Origin of the sequence: Kribbella kalugense (genome assembly GCF_004365875.1) — a bacterium.
Lineage (GTDB): Bacteria > Actinomycetota > Actinomycetes > Propionibacteriales > Kribbellaceae > Kribbella > Kribbella kalugense.
The window spans coordinates 2,959,725-2,982,520 of sequence record NZ_SODF01000001.1 but is presented as its reverse complement, the minus strand read 5'-3'; the positions used below and the strand labels follow the sequence as shown (position 1 = coordinate 2,982,520).

The window sequence follows — 22,796 nt, the reverse complement described above, 5'->3', positions numbered from 1 at the left end:
TGTGTGACGCAATGATTGCGTCGCACAACATTATTCGCTAGGTTGACCGGCGACCGCAGAGAGGAGAGCCGGATGGCGCGCACGTCGCGACGCGACGCCCAGGAGCGGGTGCTGGCCGCGCTGCCGGGGTGGGTCAATGCCATGTCGCAGCTCAACCGGCTGATCGCTGAGCGGATCGGCGTCGCCGCCAGTGACCTGGACTGTCTGCATGTGCTGAATCAGCACGGACCCGCCACCGCTGCCGAGCTGGCTCGCAGTGTCGGTCTGACACCGGGGTCGGTGTCGCGGATGATCGACCGTCTGGACGCCGCCGGCTGCATCACGCGGACCAACGATCCTCAAGACCGGCGCCGGGTGCTCATCGAACCGACCGGTGACGGACTGGCCCGCATCGCGGCGTACTACGAAGGACTGACCGCCCGCGCGCACGATGACCTCGCGGTCTTCCAGCCCCAAGCGCTGAACACGCTGCTGGAGTTCATCGAACGCTCCCAGCGCAGCGCCGTCGACGAACTGACAGGCCTGCGCCAGGGCCACCCCGCCGCTCCACCCACCGATCAGGAGAAGCAATGACAGAGCGGGCTGATGCGCCCAAGAACCGGCGACGCGGCGACGCGGCGCTCGCCTGGAACTCGCCGAATCTGGCCGGCCCGGAGACGTTGTCGCTGAGCAGTTCGGACTTCGACCACGAAGGCATCATTCCGCTGGTGCATGCCTCGACCCGGGTGGGCGGCGAGGACGTGTCGCCAGCCTTGACCTGGTCCTCGGTCCCCACGGGTACGGCGCAACTGCTGCTGGTCGTCGAGGATCCCGATGCCCCCACGCCGCTGCCCTTCATCCATTGCGTGGCCTTGCTGGACGCGTCGGCGACCAGCCTGGCGCAGGGCGCTCTCGATGCGGGCAATCCGGCCGCCGGTGTACGCGTACTGCGCGCAGGCATCGGCAGCGGCTATTTCGGGCCTGCACCACCGAAGAGTCATGGCGCGCATCGCTATGTATTCCAGCTCTTCGCCCTCGCTGACCCTCTGACCGAGGGACCGCGCGGACCAGCTCTCGAGAACGCCAAGCCGCGGGACGTTCTGGCCTCGGCCGGCGGAGTCCTTGCCCGCGCCCGGTACGACGGCTTCTACGAACGGTCCGCCTGACTTAGCTGACAGCCTTCTTTACCAGCGCGATGAGCTGCTTCTCGACGGCCGGGGTGAGCTCCATGACGGCGTACGACGTGGGCCACAGGTCGCCGTCGTCGATCTTGGCCAGGTCGCTGAAACCGAAGGTTGCGTAGCGGGCCTTGAACTTGGCCGCGTCCTGGAAGAAGCAGACGTTCTTCCCGCCCAGGGTCCAGCCGGGCATCCCGTACCAGAGCTTCGGCGTCAGCTCGGGCACCTCCTTGGCGATCAGCGCGTGCAACCGCTCGGCCATCTCCCGGTCACCGTCGGCCATCCCGGCGATCTTCGCCAGCTGCGCCTCGTTGGGATCCTCTTTGCTCTTGAGCTCCTTCGCGTGCTCCTTCATCGCATCCCGCTCAGCTTCGCTGAACCCGTCGTACGACTTCTTCGGCGTCGTGGCCATTGGAGTGTCCTTTCAACTGATCGGCTTGAACACTCCTCACAGTAGAAGCCGACGCCGGGCCGGTGCTTCTTGAAAACTGATCGATCAGGCCAAGGCGGTGAGCGCCGGGTGGCGTTGGGCGAGGAAGGCGCTGCGGACGATGGCCTCCTTGTAGCGGACGGCGGAGCGGCCGGTGAGCACGGTCTTGCGCGGCGAGTCGTCGGCGTGGACGAACTGGATCAGGGCGTCGTTGCGGCCGAGGCTGATGCACTGCTGGATGTAGCGGTAACGCAGCGGTTTCGGCTGACGGCCGGCCAGGCGGGCGGTCAGCGAACGTACGGCGTGAGCCGCGGCGGGGAGTCCGGTCGCACAGGCCATCCGGAGCTCCTGCCCGCTGGTACGACGTACCGCTGCCGCATCGCCGATCGCGTAGACGTCCGGGTGGGAGGTCGACCGGAGGGTCGCGTCCACCTTCATCCGGCCGTGTGCGTCGACCGCGAAGCCGGCCTCGGCTGCCAGCGGGGAGACCTCGAAGCCGGTCGTCCAGACCACGACATCCGCGGGCACGCGATCTCCGTCGTCGAGCTTCAGGCCGTCGGCGTCCACCGCGGCGACGCGGGCGTTCTCGACCAGCTCGATGCCGAGGCGGTCGAAGACACGATGTAGGTGCCGTTGGCCACGATCGGAGAGCGCCGAGCCCAGCCGGCCGCTCGTTGCGAGGCGGACAGTCCGGTCTGGGTAGCTCTCGGCGAGCTCGGTGGCGGCCTCGATCCCGGTCAGCCCACCGCCGACGACGGCGATCGTTCCGGCCGTGCGGAGGCGGTCGCGGAGTTGGCCGGCGTGGTCGACGTCCGCAACGGTGTAGGCGTATTCGTTTGCCCCAGGCACCGAGTTCAGGTCCGCCCGGCTCCCGAGTGCGTAGATCAGGACGTCGTACCGCAGCTCGCGATCACTCAGGACGACGGTCCGGGACTCGGCGTCGATCCGCTGCACCCGGTCGGCGACGAACTCGACGCCGGTCCCGGCGAGCAGCTCCTTGATCGGCCGCTCCGGCAACTTCTGACCGGACGCGAGCTGGTGCATCCGGACCCGCTCGACGAAGGTCTCGCGGGCGTTGACCAGCGTGACGGGCGATCCGGTACGCCGCGCTGCCAGCTTGGCCGCGACCAGACCGGAGTACCCGGCCCCTAGTACGACGATGTGCGGTGTCATGTGCGCACTCCTTTCGATAAACACAAGACACCGCTCACCACCCCGGATGTGACGTGACGCCGGTCACGTTCAACATCGATGTCGAAGTCCTGCGGCGGTGGCGCGGACACCAGGGACGTCACGAATCCGGCCCGCGGCCCGCCCCCGCGCTCCTAACCCCAGCCGCGCGCCGAGCCCAGCCCCGCCCGACGACGTACGTTTCAGGGGTCAACCCCTGACCCGGCCGCTTAGCCGCTTGTATGCCGGGGGGACAACCGGCCAACTCGGGGGTTGACCCCTGAAACGGTCCGACGTCCGAGCGGTCCGGAGTTCCTCGGGTCCTGCTGTGGGCGACCGTACGGGAGTGGAACGCGCCGTCGTTCCGTGTTCTCGAGAAGCTCGGTTTCGAGCGCAGCGGCCGGGTCGACGAGAACCCCGAGCGCGGCGACTCGATCTGGATGACGCGCGCGTTGGATCAGCCGTTGGCGTAGAGGCAGAACGGATGACCGGCCGGGTCGAGAAGAACCCGGACCTCGTCCTGAGGCTGGTATTCCGCGAGGGTGGCTCCGAGCTCGATCGCGTGCCGTACGGCGGTATCGAGCTCGCCGACCTCGATGTCCAGATGCATCATCATCTGCTGTTGTCCGTCGGCGGCCGGCCAGACCGGGCGAGCCCACGGCGCGGACGTCTGCGCCTGGAACGCGAGGTAGGTCTCGGAGTTGCCGGGCACAGCCAGCGTGAACTCGTCGGGCTCGTCCTTGTGGATCTCCCACCCGAGAATCGCGTGGTAGAACATGCCGAGCGCCTGCGGATCCGGCGCGTCGATCACCGTCCCGAACCAATGCCCTTTCGCCGACCGCCCTCGCAACATCGCGACCCCTCTCCCGGGACTGAAGACACCCTTTGGTGTCCGGAGACAAGCAATACCAGGTCCCCAGCCCCCATACCCTGTCCCCAGTCCCGATTCCTGTCTTCAGTCCCGGGTCCTGGCTCGGGACTGGCTGGCTCCTACTCGCGACGGCAGGGAAGTAGGAGACATACGCTCGACCCGTGAACCGACAGGACGATCTCGCCGCCGAGGGTGAGCCGGAGAAGGAGTTCAACCCCGGCATCGCCGCCCGCCTGCCGCGCAAAACCGCCGCCGGCGGCGCGCTGATCCGGGACCGGGCCGGCCGCATCCTCTTCCTCGAACCCACCTACAAGCCGACCCTCGACATCCCCGGCGGCATCGTCGAGTACGACGAATCGCCGTACGAAGCCTGCCGTCGCGAGGTCAAGGAGGAGATCGGCCTCGACCTCGAGATCGGCCGCCTCCTGGTCGTCGACTGGGTCCCGGCGATCGGCCCCTGGACCGACTCCCTCGCGTTCATCTTCGACGGCGGCGTACTCGACCAGCAAACCCTCACCCTCGACCCCACCGAGGCCCGAGCCCACCACTACCTGACCCTCGCCGAAGCAACCCCCCACCTCCGCCCCTCGATGGCCCGCCGCCTAACCCTCGCCCAAACCTCCCTGACCACCGGTCTCCCTACCTACTCCGACTTCGGCCGCAGCTAGAGCGGTCGCACTCCGAGATACTAGCCATGTACATAGTAGCCATGTACTGTATTTGGTATGGGTGAAGCGACGCCGGGGCATTTGGTTTGGCGGCTTTCGATGAAGTGGCGGGTGGCGGTTGATCGGGCGTTGGCGCCGCGGGGGTTGACGCATGCGCAGTACGTGATGCTGGCCTCGTTGTACGGACTCGAGCGGGACGGTCACGCGCCGAGCCAGCGGGAGTTGGCTGATCACACCGGCCTGGAAGCGTTGTACGTCTCCAAGTTGGCGCGCAGTCTCGACGCGGACGGGCTGATCGAGCGCACCCGGGACGCCGTCGACACGCGCACGATGCGGCTCGAGTTGACCGCGAAAGGGCGCGAGACGATCCAGCCCGCGATCGGAGAAGTCGCTGCTCTGCTGGACAAACTGCTGGCGCCGCTCGGGGGGCGCCGCGGCGCGCGGACGAAGAGCTTCGTCCGCGATCTCACCGACCTGCTCGACACCCCACTGTGAGGAATTCCGTCATGCCTGAAATCGACCTACTCGACTCGACCATCTATTACGAAGACAGCGGCAGTGGTACGCCGATTGTCTTCCTGCACGGCAACCCCGCCTCGTCGTACGTCTGGCGCAACATCGTGCCGAACGTCGGCGCGGGCCGAATCCTCGCGCCCGACCTGATCGGCATGGGCCGGTCCGGCAAGCCCGACCTCGAGTACACGTTCGCCGACCACGCCCGCTACCTCGACGCCTGGTTCGACGCACTCGGTCTCGACGAGGTGATTCTCGTCGGCCACGACTGGGGCGGCGCGCTCGCGTTCGACTGGGCGTCGCGTCATCCCGAGCGCGTCAAAGGCATCGCGTTCTTCGAGACGATCGTGAAGCCGATGGCCTGGGAAGACCTGTCCCCACAGGCCGCCGAACGGTCCCGCCTGATCCGTACGACGGGCGCCGGCGAGGATCTCGTCCTCGAGCAGAACCTCTTCGTCCGCCAAGCCTTCACCGGCGGCGTACTCACGCCAGTCTCCGACGAGGATCTGCAGACCTACCTCGCGCCGTACCCGACGCCCGAAACCCGCAAGCCCATCCTCGCCTGGGCCCGTCAGCTCCCGCTCGGCGGCGACCCGGCCGAGCTCGTCGCGAGGGTCGAGGCGTACGACGACTGGCTCGCCGCGAGTCCCGACGTACCCAAGCTGCTGCTGACCTTCGAAGGTTCGCCGACTCTGCTCATCGGCGACGAGGTCAAGGAATGGTGCCAGGCAAGCATCGCCGCGCTCGACGTCGTCCACTGCGGCCCGGCCGGCCACCATGCCGCTGAGGACCGCCCGAAGGAGATCGCCGCTGAGCTCTCCACCTGGATCGACAAGCACGGCCTGCGCTAACCGGAGAGCGTCTCTCCACTTCGTGCTACTCTCGTAACCGGAGAGCGGATCTCCGTTAAGCCCGAGGTGGAGAAGATGACTGAAACGGTGCTGGTGACCGGCGGCACGGGGTACGTCGGTGGCTGGGCGATCGTCGCGTTGCTCGAGCGCGGGTACGACGTGCGGACGACGGTGCGGAGCCTCGCGAAAGGGGACGCGGTTCGCGAGGCAGTGGGGGATCCGGGGGAGCGGCTGACGTTCGCCGCGGCCGACCTGTTGAACGACGACGGATGGGACGCGGCGATGGCCGGCGTCGACTACGTGCTGCACGTGGCCTCGCCGCTCGGCGACGAGTCGTCGAAGGACCCCGACGCGCTGATCGTCCCGGCGCGCGAAGGGGCCTTGCGGGTCCTTCGGGCCGCGACCAACGCCGGCGTACGGCGGGTCGTGATGACGTCGGCGGCCAACGCTGCGAGCCCGGCGTCGTACGCCGAGGAGAGCGTGACGGACGAGACCTTGTGGACAATCGACGACCCGTCGCTGCCGGCGTACCGGCGGTCGAAGACCCTTGCAGAGAAGGCTGCTTGGGACTTCATGGCGTCGTACGACGGCCCGACCGAGCTGACGACGGTGTTGCCCGGCGCGGTCTTCGGCCCGATCCTGACCGCAAACAACGTTGGTACGACGCAGATCATTCAGCGGATGCTGACCGGGAAGATGCCGGGGGCACCGAAGATCGGCCTGGAGGTCGTCGACGTCCGCGACCTGGTCGACCTGCACATCCGCGCAATGCTGGCGCCGGAGGCGGCCGGCGAACGGTTCCTCGGGACCGGAGAATTCGTCTGGATGCGGGAGATCGCCCAAGCCCTGAAGGCCGGCCTCGGCGCCCAAGCCGGGTCGGTGCCGACCCGCGAGCTGCCGAACTTCGTCGTCCGGCTCGCGTCGATCACCGACCCGTCGCTGAAGGCGATCACCGTTTCGCTCGGCCGGCGCAACCGGCACACGACCGCGAAGGCCGAGCGCGTCCTCGGGTGGAAGCAGCGCCCGGCGGCGCAGACCGTCGTGGAGTGCGCCGAGAGCCTCATCGAGCACGGCGTGGTCGCAGGATGAGCCGGCGGGATTCCGTTCGCAACCGGGAGCGCCTCGTCACGTCGGCGCGCGAGGTGTTCGCCGAGCACGGGTTCGGCGCGACCCTTGACGACATCGCCCGGCACGCCGGCCTGGGCACGGGTACGGCGTACCGGCACTTCCCGAACAAGCATGCGATCGCCGCCGAGGTACTGCGGGATGCGACCGAGCAGATCGTGGTCGACGCCGAGGAGGCGCTCGCGATCGAAGACCCGTGGGACGGACTCGTTCAGTTCTTCCAGCGCACCGCCTCCCGGCAGGCCACCGACCGCGGACTCTACGAAACCCTTACCGGACAGGGGGATGACGATGAGCAGGCTCGGATCTGGCCGCGGATCGTTGCCTCCGTCACCGAACTCTTCGAACGCGGTCAACGCGCCGGCGCGATTCGCGAAGACGCCGCGCCGCAAGACGTCGCGGCGGTCTTCGCGATGCTCGGCCCGGCGTTCGCCATGAGCCGCACCATCGACCCGGAGCTGTGGCGCCGCTACCTGGCCCTGATGCTCGACGCCCTCCGCCCGGGCCACCCACCGCTGCCGGTGCCCCCGCCACCGGCCGCGGCCCTCGACACCATCCTCCGCAGCAGCAAGAAATAACGACTGTCTAAGGGAACTTCAGCCGCACGATCGCATTGTCGATCGTGCTCGGCGTACCGCCGTCCTTGTCGTCGTTCGTTGACGTCAGCCACAACCCGCCGTCCGGCGTCCGAGTGACACTCCGCAGTCGTCCCCAGCGACCGGAGAACAACGCCTGCGGAGTCCCGACACCGTTGCCCGCGGCATTGATCTTCGTGACCCAGAGCTGCTCACCGGTGACGCCGGCGATGTAGATCCAGTCGTTGACGATCTCGATGCCGCTCGGCCCGGCTTGCGACGTCGACCAGGTGCGCTTCGGCGCGATGTACCCGTCGCAGTCGCCGATCGTGCCTTCGCAGGCCGGCCAACCGTAGTTGCCGCCCTTCTGGATCAGGTTGAGCTCGTCCAGGCTGTTCTCACCGAACTCGGCGGCCCACAGCTGACCACGCGAGTCCCAGGCCAGACCCTGCGGATTCCGATGACCCCAGCTCCAGACATAGCGGGCGTTGCCGCCGCTGCTGTAGAACGGGTTGTCGCTCGGCGGAGTGCCGTCGGCGTTCATCCGCAGGATCTTGCCGTTGAGCGAGTTCTTGTTCTGCGCGTTGCCGGAGTTCTTCGCGTCGCCGACGGTCGCGTACAGCTTCCCGTCCGGACCGAACGCGATCCGCCCGCCGTTGTGGTACCGGTTCTTCGCCAATCCCGTGAGTACCGGGGACGAGGTTGTGGCGAGCTTGCCGTCCTCGTACTTCATCCGCACGATCCGGTTGTCGCCGGAAGCCGTGTGGTAGAAGTACACCCAGTGGTCGGTCGCGAAGTTCGGCGACAACGCGATCCCGAGCAGACCGCCTTCGCCGCTGGTCGTGACCACGCCCGGCACCTTCCCGAGCGTCGTCTTCTGCCCGCTCGCCGTCACCCGCAGTACCTCGAACCGGTCCCGCTCGGTCACCAGCGCGGACCCGTCCGGCAGGAACGCAACGCTCCAGCCGAGGTCGACTTTCGCGATGTCCTTGTCGTACTCCGGAATGCCGCCGGTGCCCGTGGTCGACGTACGAACCGTCACCGCGTTGCTCGGATCGGACGCGTTGCCATCAGGGTCTCTGGCCTTGACCGTGAAGCTGTACTGCGTGTTGGGCGTCAAACCGGTCACGGTCGCGGTCAACGAGCCAGTCGTCGCCACCTTCGTCGACCCTTGATAGACGTCGTACCCGGCGATGCTGCCGCCGTTGTCGGTGGATGCATTCCACGCGAGGGACACGCTGTTCGCGGTCACTCCGGTCGAGTGCAGGCTCCCCGGAGCGGTCGGTGGTTGGGTGTCACCGCTGCCCGGCGTGGTGAACGTGACCACGTTGCTCTGTTGCGAAGCGTTGCCCGCGGCATCGAATGCGCCGACGGAGATGTCGTACGCCGTGTTGGCGGTCAGCGTGTCCACGGTCGCGGTCAACGTGTTGCCGTCGACAACCTTCAGGACGTTGCCGCCGCGGTTGATCTCGTAGCGGACCACGCCGGCGTCGTCGGTGGCCGCGGTCCAGGTGAAGGTGGCGGCGTTCGACTTGATGTTGCTGACGGCAAGGTTCCCCGGAGCGGACGGGGGCGTGGTGTCGTTGGTGGTCGGCGTGACGGTCAGCTCGTCCACGTTAGGTCCTCCGTCAGCGCTGGTAGCGCGGGCGCGGATCTTGTTGGTGCCGGCACTGAGCTGGAGGCGGACAGTCTTGGTCTTCCACGTAGTCCACGCGCCCGTACCGGGGAACGTGATGCCGACCGCACCGGGCTGACCGTTGACGGTGAAGTCCATCGGCCGAGTGGCCGTCGTGCCGTTCGCGTATCGCAGGGTCACGTCGGCCGGACCGGCCGGAGCCGTCACGGTCCACTCGACGTAACCGCCGACAAGGTTGTCGTAATTGACGAAGCCGCTTCCGGTGTAGCCGGCATGGTTGGACTCGACCACACCTTGGGAGATGGTCGCATCCTCGGCCTGGTAGTCCGTGGCCGCAGCCGCAGCCGCAGCCGTGGCGGATGGTGGAGCGCTGAGCCCGAGCGTGAGGACGGCCAGCGCGGTCACGGACCAGATCGAACGGGATCTCATGAGGTCTCCTGGTGTTCCGGGGCGGAGGAGCTGCAGGGGACAAACTATTAGGAAAGCTTCCTAACGATCCTGAGATCTGTCAACAGGTGCGGACCGCCGCGCCATCACAATGCCGCCGCCCCCGCCACGGTCAGCCTGGCGGGGGCGGCGAACTTGCGGTTGTGATGGCCTGGCGGTCCGGATTACCCGGCAACCCCCAACACCATCGGTCGGTAGAGGGTCATCCCAGACGCCTCGTCAACGACAGCGACCCGGACGGACTCCGGGGTGGAGTCTTGGTGCGGTACGGCGAAGACGGCGGTCGCTCGGCGGCCGTCGTACCTGGCGACGTAACTCAAGTAGCGCCAGTCATCGTCGTCCCAGTAGTCGTGGATGTCGGAGTGCAGCAGCCCGTCGACCGCGCGGTACGCCGGGCTGAGCAGGACGCGCCGCTGGGTCGCGGCGAGTGGTGCGGTGTCGGACGCAGTACCGGCGTACGGATGGCTGAGCCGGATCCGGAAGCGGCGGATCGGTAGTAGCCAGTACCGGTCGAGCTCGGCGGACAGCATCACGAACGCAGCCGCCTCGACGACGAGCACAGCGATGACCGGACCCGCAGACCACCAGGCGATTGTCGCCGTCGTCGCCACTGCAGCGGTTGCCAGCAGCAACAAAGCTCGAGCGATGGCACGCCGGCCAACGGGTTTCGCCGACTTTCCGGCGCATCCACAGGACGCCTCGGGGACGACGACCTTCGAGTAGATCAGGAATCCGGTGAAACCCGCCGCCAGGACCACCGTGGTGATCGCCTCGACGGTCCAGACCGGTGGGAGTAGGAGGGCCAAGGCAACGAGTGCCTCGATCCCCGCAACGGTTCGATAGGCAGTGATCGCTCGTGACTCGCCGACCAAGCGCGGTAACGCCGTACGCTCGGCCTGCTTGGGATCGGCGAACTTGCCGTACGACGACCAGAGCAGGAGCAACCCGATCAGAAGCGGCTGTGCAGCCGCGAAACCGGTGCCCATATCAGTTCGACGTGTAGATCGTCGCGATGTCGATCTCGTTGGTGCCCGGTCGCCAGGCGCCGATCACCTGGGCGTGCCGGCCGACCTTGAGCATCGACAGATCGGACACCGCGGGTGTGCCGTTGTACACAGCTGCCGTGGTACCGGATTGCACGTGACCGACGACCTTCTGGCCGTGGTGGTCGAACTGCACGCCGGTGCGGCTTATCGAGGTGATGTCGACGGTCAGGTTGACGATGTTGACCCAGACCGCCTCGGCGGCCAGGATCCCGTCCGGCAGCAGCACGCCACGTGCGTACAGGCCGTCACCGATCTTGGCCTGGTCGATCGTGGTCGGGCGGAGCTTCCAGACGCTCGTCACACCGGTCAGCTGGATCCGGTGCAGCCGGCCGTCGGATCCCTGTACCTGCAGGAGATCCTGGTTGCGGCCCATGATCAGACCCTCGGCGAAGTTCGGGTCCGGCTGACCCGCGTCGGCGAACTGACTACCGGCGGCGAACGCCGTCTCCGGGGCGAGTGATCCCATCGCGGTGGCGGCGACCAGTCCGGTCGCACCGAGAGCGGCGCGGCTGAGCAGCGAGCGGCGATCCATCGTGGTTGTCATCTCGGTTCTCCTCTCAGGCCGCGTTGATCGTGACGGGAGACAGGCCGCTGTTCAGGCTGAGGCCGAGCGCGCTGAACGCGGCCGGCGTGAAGTCGATGACCCGGTTCGAGGCGCAGTTCCCGCCGCAGCAGGTGCGTTCGCCGCAGAACAGGTCGGTCTGCGGACCGCAGTCGGCGATCGACGTGACGACCCGCTTACCAGTGCACAGACTGGTCGTGGCGTGCTGGAAGCCGCAGGTTCGCCGGGACATCCCGGTGATCCCGCAGGTGTCCGGATGGGTGATGGCGTAGCACCCGTCCGAGGTGTTCGGCCACGCGTGCTGCATGTTTCCCGAGTTACAGGTCCCGCAGGCGCCGTGCCCGGCGCTTCCACAGGGTCCCCATGCGTTCCCACAACAGAACCATGAGGCTTCAGCAGTGATTCCGGCCATGACAGATTCCTCCTAGGCCTAGGGGCGGTAAGACCTAACAAGAATTCTTTGTACTCCGATTCGGCGGAATCTCCCAGGGGTAATCGAAGAATGGAAACTTTTTGCCTAGAGTTCGTCGCCGGCGTTGAGCTCCTGGCCGCGGAGGAGGAACCAGGCGGCGACTGCGGTTGCCAGCAGGACGAAGGCGCCGACGCCGGCCGCAATGGCTATGCCGTTGGCGAAGGACTCGCGTGCCGCGTCCAACAGAGCGGCAGCGGCCTGGGGCGGAAGGTTCGCGGCGGCTTCGAAGGCTCCACCGAGTGATTCGTGCGCCGAAGCAGGCGTGCCGGCCGGGCTGGGGAAGCCGCGATAGATGCCGGTGACGATCGAGCCGAGCAGCGCGATACCGAGCGCCGCGCCGAGCTCGTACGCCGTTTCGGACACCGCACTCGCCGCCCCGGCCTGCTCCTTCGGTACGGCGGTCAGGATCACGTCGGCCGTGACGGTGAACGAGAACCCAGCGCCAGCCCCGACCACCAGCAAGGCCGCACCGAGCAGCGGATACCCGGTGGTGGTGCTGATCGTCGTGAGCGCGGCCAACGCCAGTCCGATCGCAGCCAGACCGCCCGCGACAACCGCCCGTACCGAGAACCGCCGCGCCGCACGTCCGGCCAGGAGACCAGCGGCAACCGCCCCGATCGCAGCCGGGAGCTCCGCGAGGCCGGCCTCGATCGGTCGCCGGCCCTGCACCAGTTGGAGGTACTGCGAGAGGAAGAAGATCAACCCGGAAAGCCCAAGGATCGTGAGCAGATCGGCCAGGACGGCACTACTGAAACCACGGCTGCGGAACAACCGCAGATCCAGCAACGGGATCGGCAACCGACGCTGACGCCGTACGAATCCATAGAGCGCGAGCACACCGACGACCCCGGCCGCGACTGCCAGCCAGCCGAACCCGTGCGCCGCGAACTCCTTGATCGCGTAGACGACACCGATCATGCCGACCATCGACAGCACGACGCTGACCAGATCCCACGGACCCGGCTCGGGATTACGCGACTCCGGCAGCAACTTCGCGCCGACGACGACCAGGACCGCCATCACCGGCAGGTTGATCAGGAAGACCGAACCCCACCAGAAGTTCTCCAGCAGTACGCCGCCGACGATCGGACCGACCGCCATCCCGGCGGACGCAGCGGCACCCCAGATCCCGATCGCGAGACTGCGCTCGCGCGGATCGTGGAAGAGATTGCGGATCAAGGCGAGCGTGGCCGGCATCAGCGTCGCGCCGGCGACCCCGAGCAGGGCACGGGCGACGATCATCAGCTCGGCCGAGTTCGCGTACGCGTTCAGGACGGAGATCGCGCCGAACGCCGTGGCGCCGATCAGCAGGATGCGCTTGCGGCCGATCCGGTCGCCGAGGCTGCCCATCGAGACGAGCAGTCCGGCGAGCACGAACGAGTACGCGTCGCCGATCCAGAGCAACTGCGTGCCCGACGGCTTCAGGTCCTCGGTCAGGAACGGAGTCGCCAGGCCGAGCACGGTCGCGTCCACCGCGACAAGCAGGACCGCCAGCACGAGTACGGCGAGCGCCAGCCACCGACCGGGCCGCGTCACCACGTCGGCGTCGTGCGAAACCGTCATCAGTCTCTCCGTACTGCGCCGCCGAGCAGCAACTCGGCGATCATTTGGGTGAAGTCATTTCGGGCAGCCCTGCCCTCGGCGACCGCCCAGGCGCCGGAAACCAGCAGCCCGTACATCGCCTCGGCGAGCCACACCGGACTCAGATCGATCCGGAACTCACCCGCCTGCTGACCACGCCGGAACAGCCCGACCAGGTTGGCGTCGAGTCGGGCCCAGCCGTCGTTCTGCTCGTCGCCTTCGAAGAGCTGGTTCTCCGAGTACAGGAACGCGAGTAGTCCGGCGGAGGGCTCGAGCTCGCGGACCAAGCGGCGTACCGCATCGGCGGCCGGGCCGTCGTCGAGCCGGGCCTTCGCCAGGGCGTCCTCGCACTCGGCGATGCCGAGCTCCTCGAGCGCGCGCACGAGCGCGTCCCGGCCGGCGAACTGCCGGTTCAGCGTGGCGCGACTGATCCCGGCGGCCCGGGCGACCTCGTCCATGGTCGCCGCGGCCTTCCGCATCAGCAGCCCCGCGGCGGCACGCAGTACCTGATCCCGATCAACAGCCATGAGACAACCATAACTCATATGAGGCATGACTGTCTCACGGACTAGCAGTGAAGTCAGTATGCGGTATACGATCTTGAAGAGCGCGGCAGGTGTGACCGGGAATAGATCGGGACCGGATATGCTTGCAGCGTTTGTGGAGGGGAGTATTCCGCCACGGCAGTGTCGTCATCACGGGAGGCCTGGACGGGCCGAACCGGTGCTGCCGGCCCGGACTGGTTGATCTAGCGACCAGCCTGGGTGGAAGAGACCTCCGGACCAAGCTTGCTGTTCGCCGACGTCCGGAGGTTTGTCATGGTCTCTGTCATGCCACCCGCTGTCTGGGTGCTCACGATCATCGGTCTGCTCGCGATCGTCGCGTTCGACCTGGTCGTGATCGCGCGCCGCAACCACACCGTGACGATCAAGGACGCCACCCGCTGGGTGCTGTTCTACGTCGGCCTGGCCGGCCTCTTCGCGCTCGGCCTGTTCCTGTTCAGTCCGGGGCAGAGCGGCAGCGAGTTCGTCGCCGGCTACATCACGGAGTACAGCCTCAGCGTCGACAACCTGTTCGTGTTCGTGATCATCATGGCGCGGTTCGCCGTACCGAGCCTGGCGCAGGACAAGGTGCTCTACATCGGCATCGTGGTGTCGATGCTGCTGCGGGCGATCTTCATCCTGGCCGGCGCGGCGGCGATCTCGGCGGCGAGCTGGGTGTTCTACATCTTCGGCGCGTTCCTGGTCTATACCGCGATCCGGTTGGCGCTCGAGGGTGAGAACGACGAGACCGACTTCCAGGAGAACGCCGTACTGCGTGCGCTCCGCAGGGTGCTGCCGCTGTCGCACGACTACGACGGCGACAAGCTGACCACCCGGGTCGACGGGCGTCGGCTGCTGACCCCGCTGGTGATCGTGATCTCCGCGATCGGGATGGCGAACGTGATCTTCGCGCTCGACTCGATCCCGGCGATCTTCGGGCTCACCCAGGACGCGTACATCGTGCTGACAGCGAACGCGTTCGCGCTGATGGGCCTGCGGCAGCTGTACTTCCTGATCGGCGGTCTGCTCGAGCGGGTCATCTACCTGAACGTCGGGCTGTCGGTCATCCTCGCGTTCATCGGCGTGAAGCTGATCATCGAGGCGCTGCACGGCTCGCACATCGACGACATCGGCGCGATCCACCTGCCGCACATCGGCATCCTGACCTCGCTCGGCTTCATCATCGGCACCCTGTTCGTCACCACGGTCGTCAGCCTGATCAAGTCGTCGCGCGATCACCGGCGCGCCGAGGTGCCCGTCGAAGACTGAGGTACAGCGCCGGGATCGGGGTCAGCAGTACGCCGGACGTCAGCAAGGCGGCTCGGAGCGACGAGCGGCCGACCGCGCCGAGCGGCGGGCCGCCGACTACCTGACCGATCGCGTTGGCCTGCGAGACCATCGAGATGACCGTCGCCCGGGAGCGGGAGTCGACGTGCCGGTTCAGCCAGGCGGACTCGACCGGGTACGCCAACGTTCCGGCGACGGTCTGCAGCCACATGGCCGCGAGCGCGAGCCAGAGGTTCCCGAGCAGGGCGAAGGCGAGTACGCCGACCACCTGCAGCGCCGCCAGGGTCGCGAGGATCCCATTGGGATGGGCGGCCGACAGACGTTCGGGGGAGAGTCGGTTCAGTGTCAGCGACGTACCGAGTGAGAGCAGCGTCCCGACCAGAGCGAGCACCGTGAACCAGAACGCGGGGTCCGACGTACCGAAGACCGTCGGGAACGTGAAGGTCAGGATCTTCACCGACCACAGCCGGTCGAACGCCTCGCTCGACAGCCCGGAGATCAGGCTGATCACCACCAGCGTCCGTACGACGGGACGCTTCCGGGCGACCCCGAGTCCGTGCTTGAACGTCTCGGCCATCTGCCGGAACGTCTCCCGCTCCGCGGCGGGTGTGCGGTGGAAGTTCTGCTCGCGCATGAAGACCGCGAGCATCAGGGCGAGCAGGATCATCCCCGCGCCGGACAGCACCATCGGAAGCGGCAGGCTGATCAGGCCGAGCGTGCCGGCCGTGACCGTACCGGCGATCTTCGCTGCCAGCTCGAACTGCTGCGCGCGGACGAAGACGTGCCCGGTCCGTTCGGTGCCGATCTCGTCGGTGATCCAGGCTTGGTCAGCGCCGGACGTGAACGTGAACCCGACGCCCCACAGCACCTGCGCCGCGAGGATCGCCAGGAACGCCGGCACCAGGCCCTGGAGCAGGAAGCCGGCGCCGATCAGCACGAAGCCGATGACGATCGACAGCCGGCGGCTGTAGAGGTCGGCGACGATGCCGGTGGGGATCTCGAACAGGAAGCAGGCGAGCTCGAGGGTGGTCCCGACCAGGACCATCTGGAGCGGATTCAGGCCGGCGTCGCGGACGTAGTACACCGCACTGAGGGTGAACGACGAGGCGGCCAGGAACGACCAGGCGGATTGGTAGACGTAGTACGTCCGGACAGGATCAGCGGACCGGTAGACAGGCATGAGGGTTGCTCCCGAAGGCGTGCGGACATGACGAAGCGCGACCGGGTGTGACGAGCGCGGTCAAACGCTTGACGTTGCGCACGGACGGCGGCAGTGCCGCGCGGGTGCGCTTCAGGAGCGGGTTCGCATGGCGATCAGGGTAGGTGAGACGCGGCGCGTCTGCCTCCCAATTACCTGACTGCGCCGTGCGATCAGGGGTACTATCAGTAATGCCTGGCCCGGCCGTTCCCCCGTGATGGTCGGGTCAGGTTTTTCTGATCCCCCCGCAGGTCAGACCCCGGTGATCCGGTCCCTGCCGCACCTCGAGTGACCACAGCCCGTAGTCCTGGGACGTCCTCGGTGCCGGCCCGCTCGCGCCCTCGGTCGTCGACGGCCCGATCAGGTCTTGACACGGGCCGGGCGGGGCAGGTTGACTGCAACATAGTTCACACGGGAAATAAATTGTGGATCGGTCCGGTGTCGGTGGCTCAGAGTGACCCCGGGCTTGATCGGTCTGTGCCCGGATCCGGTGGCGTGCCACCGGATCATTCGGCATGTTCCGCCTGGTAGTTGCCGCCGGCAACGCCGGGTATCCCTTGTCTGCAAGGGATTCGGAGTGCATCGGTCACCGTCCGGTCTCGACCGGAGGGGGAACTCTTCCGCTCCGGAGGGGTTTTGTGTCATCCTCCGGGATAGCGAAACCCGAGATCCTATCGGATATCGGTTCCACTCCAGCGCGTGAGGGAAAGGATGCGGAGTGAGCGCAACCTTCGAGGTGAAACCGGCGCCGGCAGGCCCGGCTCCGCGGGCGGCGGAGAAGGCTGCCCGGAAACCACCGCGAACGAGTCGCCGGACCCAGGCCTGGCGGAGCCTGCGGCGGCACTGGCAGCTATATCTGCTCATCGTCGTACCGCTCGCGTACTTCGTCATCTTCAAGTACATCCCGATCAGCAACGCGGTGATCGCGTTCAAGGACTACAGCCCGATCAAGGGGCCGTGGGGCAGCGACTGGGTCGGCTTCAAGAACTTCGAACTGTTCTTCCAGAACCCGGTGTTCTGGACCCTGGTGAAGAACACGTTCTTCCTGGCCGCCTACACCGTGCTGGCCAGCTTCCCGATCCCGATCATCCTGGCGATCGCGCTGAACGAGATCCGGAACGGGCGGTTCAAGAAGACCGTCCAGCTGGTCACCTACGCGCCGTACTTCATCTCCACCGTCGTGGTGGTGTCGATGACGATCCTGGTGCTGTCGCCGCGGCTCGGCTTCGTGAACGACGCGATCGGGCTGTTCGGCGTACCGCAGATCGACTTCCTCGGTAAGCCGGACTACTTCCGGCACATCTACGTCTGGTCCGACGTCTGGCAGACCACCGGGTACTCCGCGGTGATCTACCTGGCCGCACTGTCCGGGATCGACCCCGCGCTGCACGAGTCGGCCCGGATCGACGGGGCCAGCCGGCTGCAGCGGATCCGGAACGTCGACCTGCCCGGGATCATGCCGACCGCGGTGATCATCCTGGTCCTCGGCGTCGGCAACATCATGTCGATCGGGTTCGAGAAGGCGTACCTGCTGCAGAACCCGCTGAACCAGTCGCAGTCCGAGATCATCGCCACCTACGTCTACAAGACCGGCCTGCTGAACGCCGACTTCAGCATGGCCACCGCGATCGGGCTGTTCAACTCGGTGATCAACCTCGCCCTGCTGCTCTGCGTGAACTTCGTCGCCAAGCGCATTACCGGGAACGGACTCTGGTCATGAGTGTCACGTTGCAAGGATTCCGGCGTACGGCGGGTAAGCGGCCTGAGCAGTCCAGGCGCACCACGATCGAGGAGACGCGCACCGACAAGATCTTCCTGATCGGCGTGAAGATCATGCTCTGGATCGCGCTGATCGTGGTCGCCGTTCCCTTGATCTACATCGTCGCGAACTCGTTCAGCAGCCCGTCGGCGGTCAGCGCCGGCCGGGTGCTGCTCTGGCCGATCGAGCCGAGCATCCGCGCGTACAAAGAGGCGTTCAGCGACCCCCTCATCATGAAGGGGTACCTGAACTCGTTCATCTACGCGATCGGCGGGACCCTGATCAGCGTCACGCTGACGATCGCGATCGCGTACCCGCTGTCCCGCCGGACGTTCTTCGGCCGGAACGTGATCATGAGCCTGCTGATCTTCACCATGCTGTTCTCCGGCGGCCTGATTCCGACGTACCTGGTGGTGCAGGACCTGGGCATGCTGAACACCCGGTGGGCGATGGTGATCCCGAGCGCGATCGGGGTCTGGCAGGTGATCATCGCGCGGACGTTCTTCCGCTCGACCATCCCGGACGAGCTGTACGAAGCGGCCACCATCGACGGGGCCAGTGACCTGCGGTTCCTCTGGTCGATCGTGATCCCGCTGTCCAAGCCGGTGATCGCGGTGATCGCACTGATGTACGCGATCTTCCAGTGGAACAGCTACTTCGACGCACTGATCTATCTCAAGGACCCGGGCCTGTTCCCGCTGCAGATCGTGCTGCGGAACGTGCTGATCCTGAACACCCTCACCGGTTCGACCACCACGACAAGCCTGGCCCAGCAGCTCGAACAGCAACAGCTGGCCAACGTCCTCAAGTACGCGCTCATCGTTATCTCGAGCCTGCCCGTACTGATCATCTACCCGTTCGTCGCCCGCCACTTCACCAAGGGCGTGATGGTCGGCGCGGTCAAGGGCTAGTAACAGCCCCTTTCAGAGAGGAACACAGCAATGCGCTCATCCGTGAGCAAGGTCGTCGCGCTGGCTGCGGCCGGTGCGCTCGCCCTGGCAGCGTGCAGCTCGGACAAGTCGAGCAAGGGGGCGGCGAACGAGACCTCGGCCGACGGCAAGGTCATCATCGACACCTTCACCCCGTCCGACTCGAGCACCAACCTGACCACCAACGCCGTGACCAAGATCATGAGCGACAAGTTCAAGATCCAGTTCCGCTGGCAGACCACGACGTACGACGCCGGGCCGGCCAAGGAGAAGCGGCAGATCGCGCTCGCCAGTGGCGACTACCCGGACCTGTTCTTCCTGATCCCGTGGGTCGACGCGTTCACCCAGGCCGAGGTGCTGAAGCTCGGCCAGCAGGGCGTCGCCGTACCGCTGGAAGACCTGATCAAGCAGAACGCGCCGAACATCCAGAAGGTCCTCGACTCCAACAAGGAGTACAAGGAGATGGCGACCGCGCCGGACGGTCACATCTACGCGCTGCCGCAGTGGGCGGACTGCTTCCACTGCACCTACCCGGACAAGCTGTGGATCAACAGCGCCTGGCTGAAGAAGCTCAACCTGCAGCCGCCGAAGACCACCGACGACCTGCGCAAGGTGCTCGAGGCGTTCAAGACCAAGGACCCGAACGGCAACGGCAAGGCCGACGAGATCCCGATGACCACCGACGTCCAGGACAGCAGCCTGATCGCGTACCTGATGAACGCGTTCGCCTACGACCCGGTCGGTGCCAACAACGGCATACGGTCGCTGCTCACCCTGAACGGCGACAAGGTCGTCACCCCGGTGGCCTCGGACCAGTGGAAGGAAGGCCTGAAGTACATCGCGGGCCTCTACAAGGACGGGCTGATCGACCAGGCCGCGTTCACCCAGAACGCGCAGGCGCTGCAGGCGCAGGGCAACAACCCGAAGGCCGTCGTACTGGGCTCCGTGCCGGTGCTGTGGCCGGGCATCTTCGTCCAGCTCGACTCGAAGGACGGCCGGGACAAGCAGTACGACTCGGTGCCGCCGCTGACCGGTCCGGAGGGCAAGAGCTACACCGGGTACAACCACCCGACCTCCACCGGCTACACGTTCATGCTGACGAACAAGGCCAGCAAGGAGGCGCAGGTCGCCGCCATCAAGATGCTTGACTACATCTACAGCGACGACGGTCAGATGACCGCCACGATGGGTCCGAAGGGCGTCGGCTGGAACGCGCCGAAGACCGGTGAGATCGCGCTCGACGCGAGCACCAAGCCGATGTACAACCCGGTGCAGAACGCCCCGAAGAACATCAGCTGGGGCGCGCTGGCGCAGTACAACAACACGCTGGCCTACCGGAACGCGCAGGTCGTGCCGAAGGACATCTACACCGGCGCCGGCCTGGAGCGGCGGCTGTGGGACGCCACCAAGACGTACGAGGGTCACGAGGACAAGGCGCAGTGGTTCCCGTCGACGTTCGTCTGGCCGGACCCCAGCCTCAGTGGTGAGCTCGCCACGCTGCAGACCAACCTGAGCAACTACGTGAACCAGAACCAGCTGGCCTTCATCACCGGTTCGAAGAACATCGACACCGACTGGGACGCGTACGTGAAGGGGCTCGACAGCACCGGCATGCCGCGGTACCTGGAGATCAACCAGCAGGCCTACGACAAGTACAAGTCCGGAGGCAAATAGTTGTCACACCTTCTGTGGTTCCGCACCCCTGCACCGGATTGGTTCGAGGCGTTGCCGCTGGGCAACGGTCACCTCGGAGCCAAGGTGTTCGGCCGGGTCGGTGAGGAACGGATCGCCCTCAACCTCGACGACGTCTGGTCGGGCGACGGTCCTCGGCGGCTCGACGTGACGGACGGTCCGGCAGTGCTGGCCGACGTACGCCGGTTGTTGCTGGAGGAAGGTGATCGGCTGGCGGCCACCGAGCGGACCCGGGATTTGCAGGGTCCGTTGGTGGAGTCGTACCAGCCGCTCGCCGACCTGCTGATCCGGTCGGGCGGCGAGGGTGCGGACTACAGGCGGAGCTTGGATCTGCGCACCGGGATCGTTGGTGTGGAATGCACAGTGGATGGAACCCGGTTCCGGCGTGAGACTTTCGTGTCCACGCCGGACCAGGTGATGGTCTGGACGATCACGGCCGATCGTGCGGGCGCGATCGACCTCGATCTTTCGTTGGAGAGTCAGCATCCGGTCGCGGTTGTTGCTGATGGCACCTATGGGGTCGTTGGGCATGCGCCGTCGGATCTGACCATCGAGTACCGGGAGAGTCCGGATCCGATTCGGTATGAGGAAGGGCGCGGCATCGGGTTCGGTGTCGCGCTGCGGGCGGTGAACGAGGGCGGCGTGGTGACGGTGACGGATGGTGGTGTTGTCGTTCGCGGGGCCTCTGCGTTGACTGTTTTGGTGTCGGCGGCAAGCACCTTCGCGGGCTGGTCGGTGCCGCCGGGGCGGGATCCGCTCGTGGCGTTGCAGGAGGCAACGGGTCTGCTGGATGCGGTTGCCGTGGACAAGCTTCGCGAGCGTCATGTCGAGGATCACGTCGCGCTCTACGATCGTGCGTCGTTGGAGCTCGGGCCAGTTGTCGACCGGCCGACGGACGAGCGGATCAGGGCAGTCGGTGCCGGTGGCAACGATCCTGATCTGGTCGCGCTGACGTTCAACTTCGGTCGCTACCTGTTGATGGCGTCCTCCCGCCCTGGGACGCAGGCGGCGAACCTGCAAGGCATCTGGAACCAGGACCGCCGGCCGATGTGGGCCAGCGACTGGACCAACAACATCAACACCCAGATGAATTACTGGCCGGCCGATCTGACCGGTCTTCACGAATGCTTCGACCCGCTCACCGATCTGCTCGAAGGACTGGCCGCGTCGGGCGCTGACACCGCTCGGATCTTGTACGACGCACCTGGGTGGGTGTCGCACCACAACTCGGACCTGTGGCGGGCGACGTGGCCGGTCGGCGCGGGTGGTGACGATCCCGTTTGGGCGATGTGTGCGACCTGCGGGGTCTGGTTGACGGCGCACCTGATGGAGCACTACCGGTTCGGGCTGGACGTGGACTTCCTGCGGGACCGCGCGTACCCGGTGATCGCTGGTGCGGCGGAGTTCGTGCTGTCGATGCTTGTCGACGACGGTGAGCGGTTGCAGTTCATCCCGTCGACGGCCCCTGAGCATCACTTCATCCTGCCGTCCGGCGAGAAGGCATCCGTCGATCTCACGTCGACGTACGACATCTGGTTGATCCGCGAGCTGTTCGCGAACCTGGCCGAGGCGGAAGGCGTGCTGGGGCTGAGCTCGTCGCTGGCCTCGCGTGCTGCGGCTGCGCGGGAGCGGTTGGCGGAGGTCCGGGTGACGCCGGACGGGCGGCTGTACGAATGGCCGACGGACTGGCCGCCGTCTGAGCCGCAGCATCGGCATCAGTCCCATCTGTACGGCCTCTATCCGGGTGCCGAGATCGATCCCGCGCGTACGCCGTTGTGGGCCGCTGCGGCTCGGGCGTCGCTGGAGCTGCGGACTGATGGTGCGACCAACGGTGGCTGGACGGCCGCCTGGCTGGTCGCGTTGTGGGCCAGGCTCTTCGAGCCGGAGAAGGCGTCGGCGGTGATCCAGGACTACCTGGGCCGGCTCGTCTCGGACAACCTGCTGCACCGCGACGGCGACATCTTCCAGATCGACGCCAACTTCGGCATGACCGGCTGCATTCCTGAGTTGTTGCTGCAGAGCCATACCGACGTCATCCGCGTACTGCCGGCGTTGCCTTCGGACTGGCCGGACGGCTCGTTCCACGGCCTGCGCGCGCGAGGCGGTCTGACCTTCGACGTGAGCTGGCGCGACGGCGAGCTCACGGAGGCCGTCGTACGGGCGTCGCACGCAGGGACGCACCGGATCGCGTTGCCGGACGGGGAGCGGACCGTTGAGCTGACGGCCGGCCAGCAGTTGGACCTGGTTAGGACTGCCTAACCAAAGTTGTTGTAGGGTCAACGGCT

22 protein-coding genes are annotated in these 22,796 nt (G+C 66.6%); 12 read left to right on the top strand and 10 right to left on the bottom strand.

Annotated features, from left to right (window positions below):
• The first annotated feature begins 72 nt into the window (after positions 1–72).
• Both EV650_RS13935 and EV650_RS13930 read left to right on the top strand, forming a co-directional pair.
• Positions 73–573, top strand: coding sequence for a MarR family winged helix-turn-helix transcriptional regulator (locus tag EV650_RS13935; protein ID WP_134119004.1), 501 nt, complete (start codon positions 73–75; stop codon positions 571–573).
• Positions 570–1,145 (top strand): YbhB/YbcL family Raf kinase inhibitor-like protein, encoded by a 576-nt coding sequence (locus EV650_RS13930; protein ID WP_134119002.1) that lies wholly within the window; start codon positions 570–572, stop codon positions 1,143–1,145. Before EV650_RS13935 ends, EV650_RS13930 begins: the two co-directional genes overlap by 4 nt.
• A 1-nt stretch (position 1,146) precedes the next feature.
• Here EV650_RS13930 and EV650_RS13925 read toward each other — a convergent pair whose 3' ends face one another.
• From EV650_RS13925 to EV650_RS13915, 3 genes are all read right to left on the bottom strand, one after another.
• On the bottom strand, positions 1,147–1,569 hold the full coding sequence (locus EV650_RS13925) for an iron chaperone (RefSeq protein ID WP_134119000.1): 423 nt from the start codon (positions 1,567–1,569) through the stop codon (positions 1,147–1,149).
• Between the two features lie 84 nt (positions 1,570–1,653).
• Positions 1,654–2,760 (bottom strand): NAD(P)/FAD-dependent oxidoreductase, encoded by a 1,107-nt coding sequence (locus EV650_RS13920; RefSeq protein ID WP_134118998.1) that lies wholly within the window; start codon positions 2,758–2,760, stop codon positions 1,654–1,656.
• 454 nt (positions 2,761–3,214) lie between these two features.
• The gene (locus EV650_RS13915; protein WP_134118995.1) at positions 3,215–3,610 is read right to left on the bottom strand and encodes a VOC family protein; all 396 of its coding nucleotides are present in this window, start codon (positions 3,608–3,610) and stop codon (positions 3,215–3,217) included.
• 179 nt (positions 3,611–3,789) lie between these two features.
• Here EV650_RS13915 and EV650_RS13910 point away from each other — a divergent pair, with 179 nt between their 5' ends.
• The 5 genes from EV650_RS13910 to EV650_RS13890 all read left to right on the top strand — a co-directional run bounded on the left by EV650_RS13910 (position 3,790) and on the right by EV650_RS13890 (position 7,363).
• Entirely contained in the window at positions 3,790–4,296 is a 507-nt protein-coding gene (locus EV650_RS13910; RefSeq protein ID WP_134118993.1) for an NUDIX domain-containing protein, read from the top strand.
• A gap of 57 nt (positions 4,297–4,353) precedes the next feature.
• Entirely contained in the window at positions 4,354–4,791 is a 438-nt protein-coding gene (locus EV650_RS13905) for a MarR family winged helix-turn-helix transcriptional regulator (RefSeq protein WP_134118991.1), read from the top strand.
• An 11-nt stretch (positions 4,792–4,802) separates the two neighbouring features.
• Positions 4,803–5,660, top strand: a complete 858-nt coding sequence (locus EV650_RS13900) for a haloalkane dehalogenase (protein ID WP_134118989.1) — start codon at positions 4,803–4,805, stop codon at positions 5,658–5,660.
• Between the two features lie 75 nt (positions 5,661–5,735).
• The gene (locus EV650_RS13895) at positions 5,736–6,749 is read left to right on the top strand and encodes an NAD-dependent epimerase/dehydratase family protein (RefSeq protein ID WP_134118987.1); all 1,014 of its coding nucleotides are present in this window, start codon (positions 5,736–5,738) and stop codon (positions 6,747–6,749) included.
• Complete coding sequence (locus EV650_RS13890) at positions 6,746–7,363, top strand: TetR/AcrR family transcriptional regulator (protein ID WP_134118984.1); 618 nt, start codon at positions 6,746–6,748, stop codon at positions 7,361–7,363. The genes EV650_RS13895 and EV650_RS13890 overlap by 4 nt, the downstream gene beginning before the upstream one ends.
• A gap of 7 nt (positions 7,364–7,370) precedes the next feature.
• Here the strand turns inward: EV650_RS13890 and EV650_RS13885 are convergent, their stop codons facing one another.
• The 6 genes from EV650_RS13885 to EV650_RS13860 all read right to left on the bottom strand — a co-directional run bounded on the left by EV650_RS13885 (position 7,371) and on the right by EV650_RS13860 (position 13,631).
• Positions 7,371–9,425, bottom strand: coding sequence for a PQQ-dependent sugar dehydrogenase (locus EV650_RS13885; protein WP_134118982.1), 2,055 nt, complete (start codon positions 9,423–9,425; stop codon positions 7,371–7,373).
• 182 nt (positions 9,426–9,607) lie between these two features.
• The gene (locus tag EV650_RS13880; RefSeq protein WP_134118980.1) at positions 9,608–10,429 is read right to left on the bottom strand and encodes a MauE/DoxX family redox-associated membrane protein; all 822 of its coding nucleotides are present in this window, start codon (positions 10,427–10,429) and stop codon (positions 9,608–9,610) included.
• A gap of 1 nt (position 10,430) precedes the next feature.
• On the bottom strand, positions 10,431–11,033 hold the full coding sequence (locus tag EV650_RS13875) for a cell wall protein (RefSeq protein ID WP_134118978.1): 603 nt from the start codon (positions 11,031–11,033) through the stop codon (positions 10,431–10,433).
• A 13-nt stretch (positions 11,034–11,046) separates the two neighbouring features.
• Positions 11,047–11,358: an RlpA-like double-psi beta-barrel domain-containing protein gene (locus tag EV650_RS13870; RefSeq protein ID WP_238174196.1), complete on the bottom strand. Its 312-nt coding sequence runs from the start codon at positions 11,356–11,358 to the stop codon at positions 11,047–11,049.
• Positions 11,359–11,568: 210 nt separating this feature from the next.
• Positions 11,569–13,086 (bottom strand): MFS transporter, encoded by a 1,518-nt coding sequence (locus EV650_RS13865; protein WP_134118974.1) that lies wholly within the window; start codon positions 13,084–13,086, stop codon positions 11,569–11,571.
• The gene (locus EV650_RS13860) at positions 13,086–13,631 is read right to left on the bottom strand and encodes a TetR/AcrR family transcriptional regulator (protein ID WP_202874502.1); all 546 of its coding nucleotides are present in this window, start codon (positions 13,629–13,631) and stop codon (positions 13,086–13,088) included. Before EV650_RS13860 ends, EV650_RS13865 begins: the two co-directional genes overlap by 1 nt.
• A 303-nt stretch (positions 13,632–13,934) precedes the next feature.
• Between EV650_RS13860 and EV650_RS13855 the strand changes: the two genes are divergently transcribed.
• Positions 13,935–14,915, top strand: coding sequence for a TerC/Alx family metal homeostasis membrane protein (locus tag EV650_RS13855; protein ID WP_134118970.1), 981 nt, complete (start codon positions 13,935–13,937; stop codon positions 14,913–14,915).
• Here EV650_RS13855 and EV650_RS13850 read toward each other — a convergent pair.
• Positions 14,866–16,113 carry an MFS transporter gene (locus tag EV650_RS13850; protein ID WP_134118968.1) on the bottom strand — a complete coding sequence of 416 codons (1,248 nt, stop codon included), beginning with the start codon at positions 16,111–16,113 and terminating at the stop codon, positions 14,866–14,868. The two genes, EV650_RS13855 and EV650_RS13850, sit on opposite strands and share 50 nt — an antisense overlap.
• A gap of 736 nt (positions 16,114–16,849) precedes the next feature.
• Here EV650_RS13850 and EV650_RS13845 point away from each other — a divergent pair.
• The 4 genes from EV650_RS13845 to EV650_RS13830 are packed head-to-tail and all read left to right on the top strand — an operon-like array spanning position 16,850 to position 22,770.
• Positions 16,850–17,851, top strand: coding sequence for an ABC transporter permease (locus tag EV650_RS13845; RefSeq protein WP_238174195.1), 1,002 nt, complete (start codon positions 16,850–16,852; stop codon positions 17,849–17,851).
• Positions 17,848–18,801, top strand: coding sequence for a carbohydrate ABC transporter permease (locus EV650_RS13840; protein ID WP_134118966.1), 954 nt, complete (start codon positions 17,848–17,850; stop codon positions 18,799–18,801). The genes EV650_RS13845 and EV650_RS13840 overlap by 4 nt, the downstream gene beginning before the upstream one ends.
• A gap of 30 nt (positions 18,802–18,831) precedes the next feature.
• Entirely contained in the window at positions 18,832–20,493 is a 1,662-nt protein-coding gene (locus EV650_RS13835) for a type 2 periplasmic-binding domain-containing protein (protein WP_134118963.1), read from the top strand.
• Positions 20,494–22,770, top strand: coding sequence for a glycoside hydrolase family 95 protein (locus tag EV650_RS13830; RefSeq protein WP_134118961.1), 2,277 nt, complete (start codon positions 20,494–20,496; stop codon positions 22,768–22,770).
• Positions 22,771–22,796: the final 26 nt, after the last annotated feature.

Excerpts from the sequence above, each read along its gene's own strand:
- EV650_RS13885 (WP_134118982.1), bottom strand. The coding sequence starts at position 9,425 with ATGAGATCCCGTTCGATCTGGTCCGTGACCGCGCTGGCCGTCCTCACG.
- EV650_RS13900 (WP_134118989.1), top strand. The coding sequence starts at position 4,803 with ATGCCTGAAATCGACCTACTCGACTCGACCATCTATTACGAAGACAGC.
- EV650_RS13915 (WP_134118995.1), bottom strand. The coding sequence starts at position 3,610 with ATGTTGCGAGGGCGGTCGGCGAAAGGGCATTGGTTCGGGACGGTGATC.
- EV650_RS13925 (WP_134119000.1), bottom strand. The coding sequence starts at position 1,569 with ATGGCCACGACGCCGAAGAAGTCGTACGACGGGTTCAGCGAAGCTGAG.
- EV650_RS13930 (WP_134119002.1), top strand. The coding sequence starts at position 570 with ATGACAGAGCGGGCTGATGCGCCCAAGAACCGGCGACGCGGCGACGCG.
- EV650_RS13905 (WP_134118991.1), top strand. The coding sequence starts at position 4,354 with ATGGGTGAAGCGACGCCGGGGCATTTGGTTTGGCGGCTTTCGATGAAG.
- EV650_RS13865 (WP_134118974.1), bottom strand. The coding sequence starts at position 13,086 with ATGACGGTTTCGCACGACGCCGACGTGGTGACGCGGCCCGGTCGGTGG.
- EV650_RS13870 (WP_238174196.1), bottom strand. The coding sequence starts at position 11,358 with ATGCAGCACGCGTGGCCGAACACCTCGGACGGGTGCTACGCCATCACC.
- EV650_RS13935 (WP_134119004.1), top strand. The coding sequence starts at position 73 with ATGGCGCGCACGTCGCGACGCGACGCCCAGGAGCGGGTGCTGGCCGCG.
- EV650_RS13880 (WP_134118980.1), bottom strand. The coding sequence starts at position 10,429 with ATGGGCACCGGTTTCGCGGCTGCACAGCCGCTTCTGATCGGGTTGCTC.
- EV650_RS13920 (WP_134118998.1), bottom strand. The coding sequence starts at position 2,760 with ATGACACCGCACATCGTCGTACTAGGGGCCGGGTACTCCGGTCTGGTC.
- EV650_RS13890 (WP_134118984.1), top strand. The coding sequence starts at position 6,746 with ATGAGCCGGCGGGATTCCGTTCGCAACCGGGAGCGCCTCGTCACGTCG.
- EV650_RS13895 (WP_134118987.1), top strand. The coding sequence starts at position 5,736 with ATGACTGAAACGGTGCTGGTGACCGGCGGCACGGGGTACGTCGGTGGC.
- EV650_RS13860 (WP_202874502.1), bottom strand. The coding sequence starts at position 13,631 with ATGGCTGTTGATCGGGATCAGGTACTGCGTGCCGCCGCGGGGCTGCTG.
- EV650_RS13850 (WP_134118968.1), bottom strand. The coding sequence starts at position 16,113 with ATGCCTGTCTACCGGTCCGCTGATCCTGTCCGGACGTACTACGTCTAC.
- EV650_RS13835 (WP_134118963.1), top strand. The coding sequence starts at position 18,832 with ATGCGCTCATCCGTGAGCAAGGTCGTCGCGCTGGCTGCGGCCGGTGCG.
- EV650_RS13840 (WP_134118966.1), top strand. The coding sequence starts at position 17,848 with ATGAGTGTCACGTTGCAAGGATTCCGGCGTACGGCGGGTAAGCGGCCT.
- EV650_RS13875 (WP_134118978.1), bottom strand. The coding sequence starts at position 11,033 with ATGACAACCACGATGGATCGCCGCTCGCTGCTCAGCCGCGCCGCTCTC.
- EV650_RS13855 (WP_134118970.1), top strand. The coding sequence starts at position 13,935 with ATGCCACCCGCTGTCTGGGTGCTCACGATCATCGGTCTGCTCGCGATC.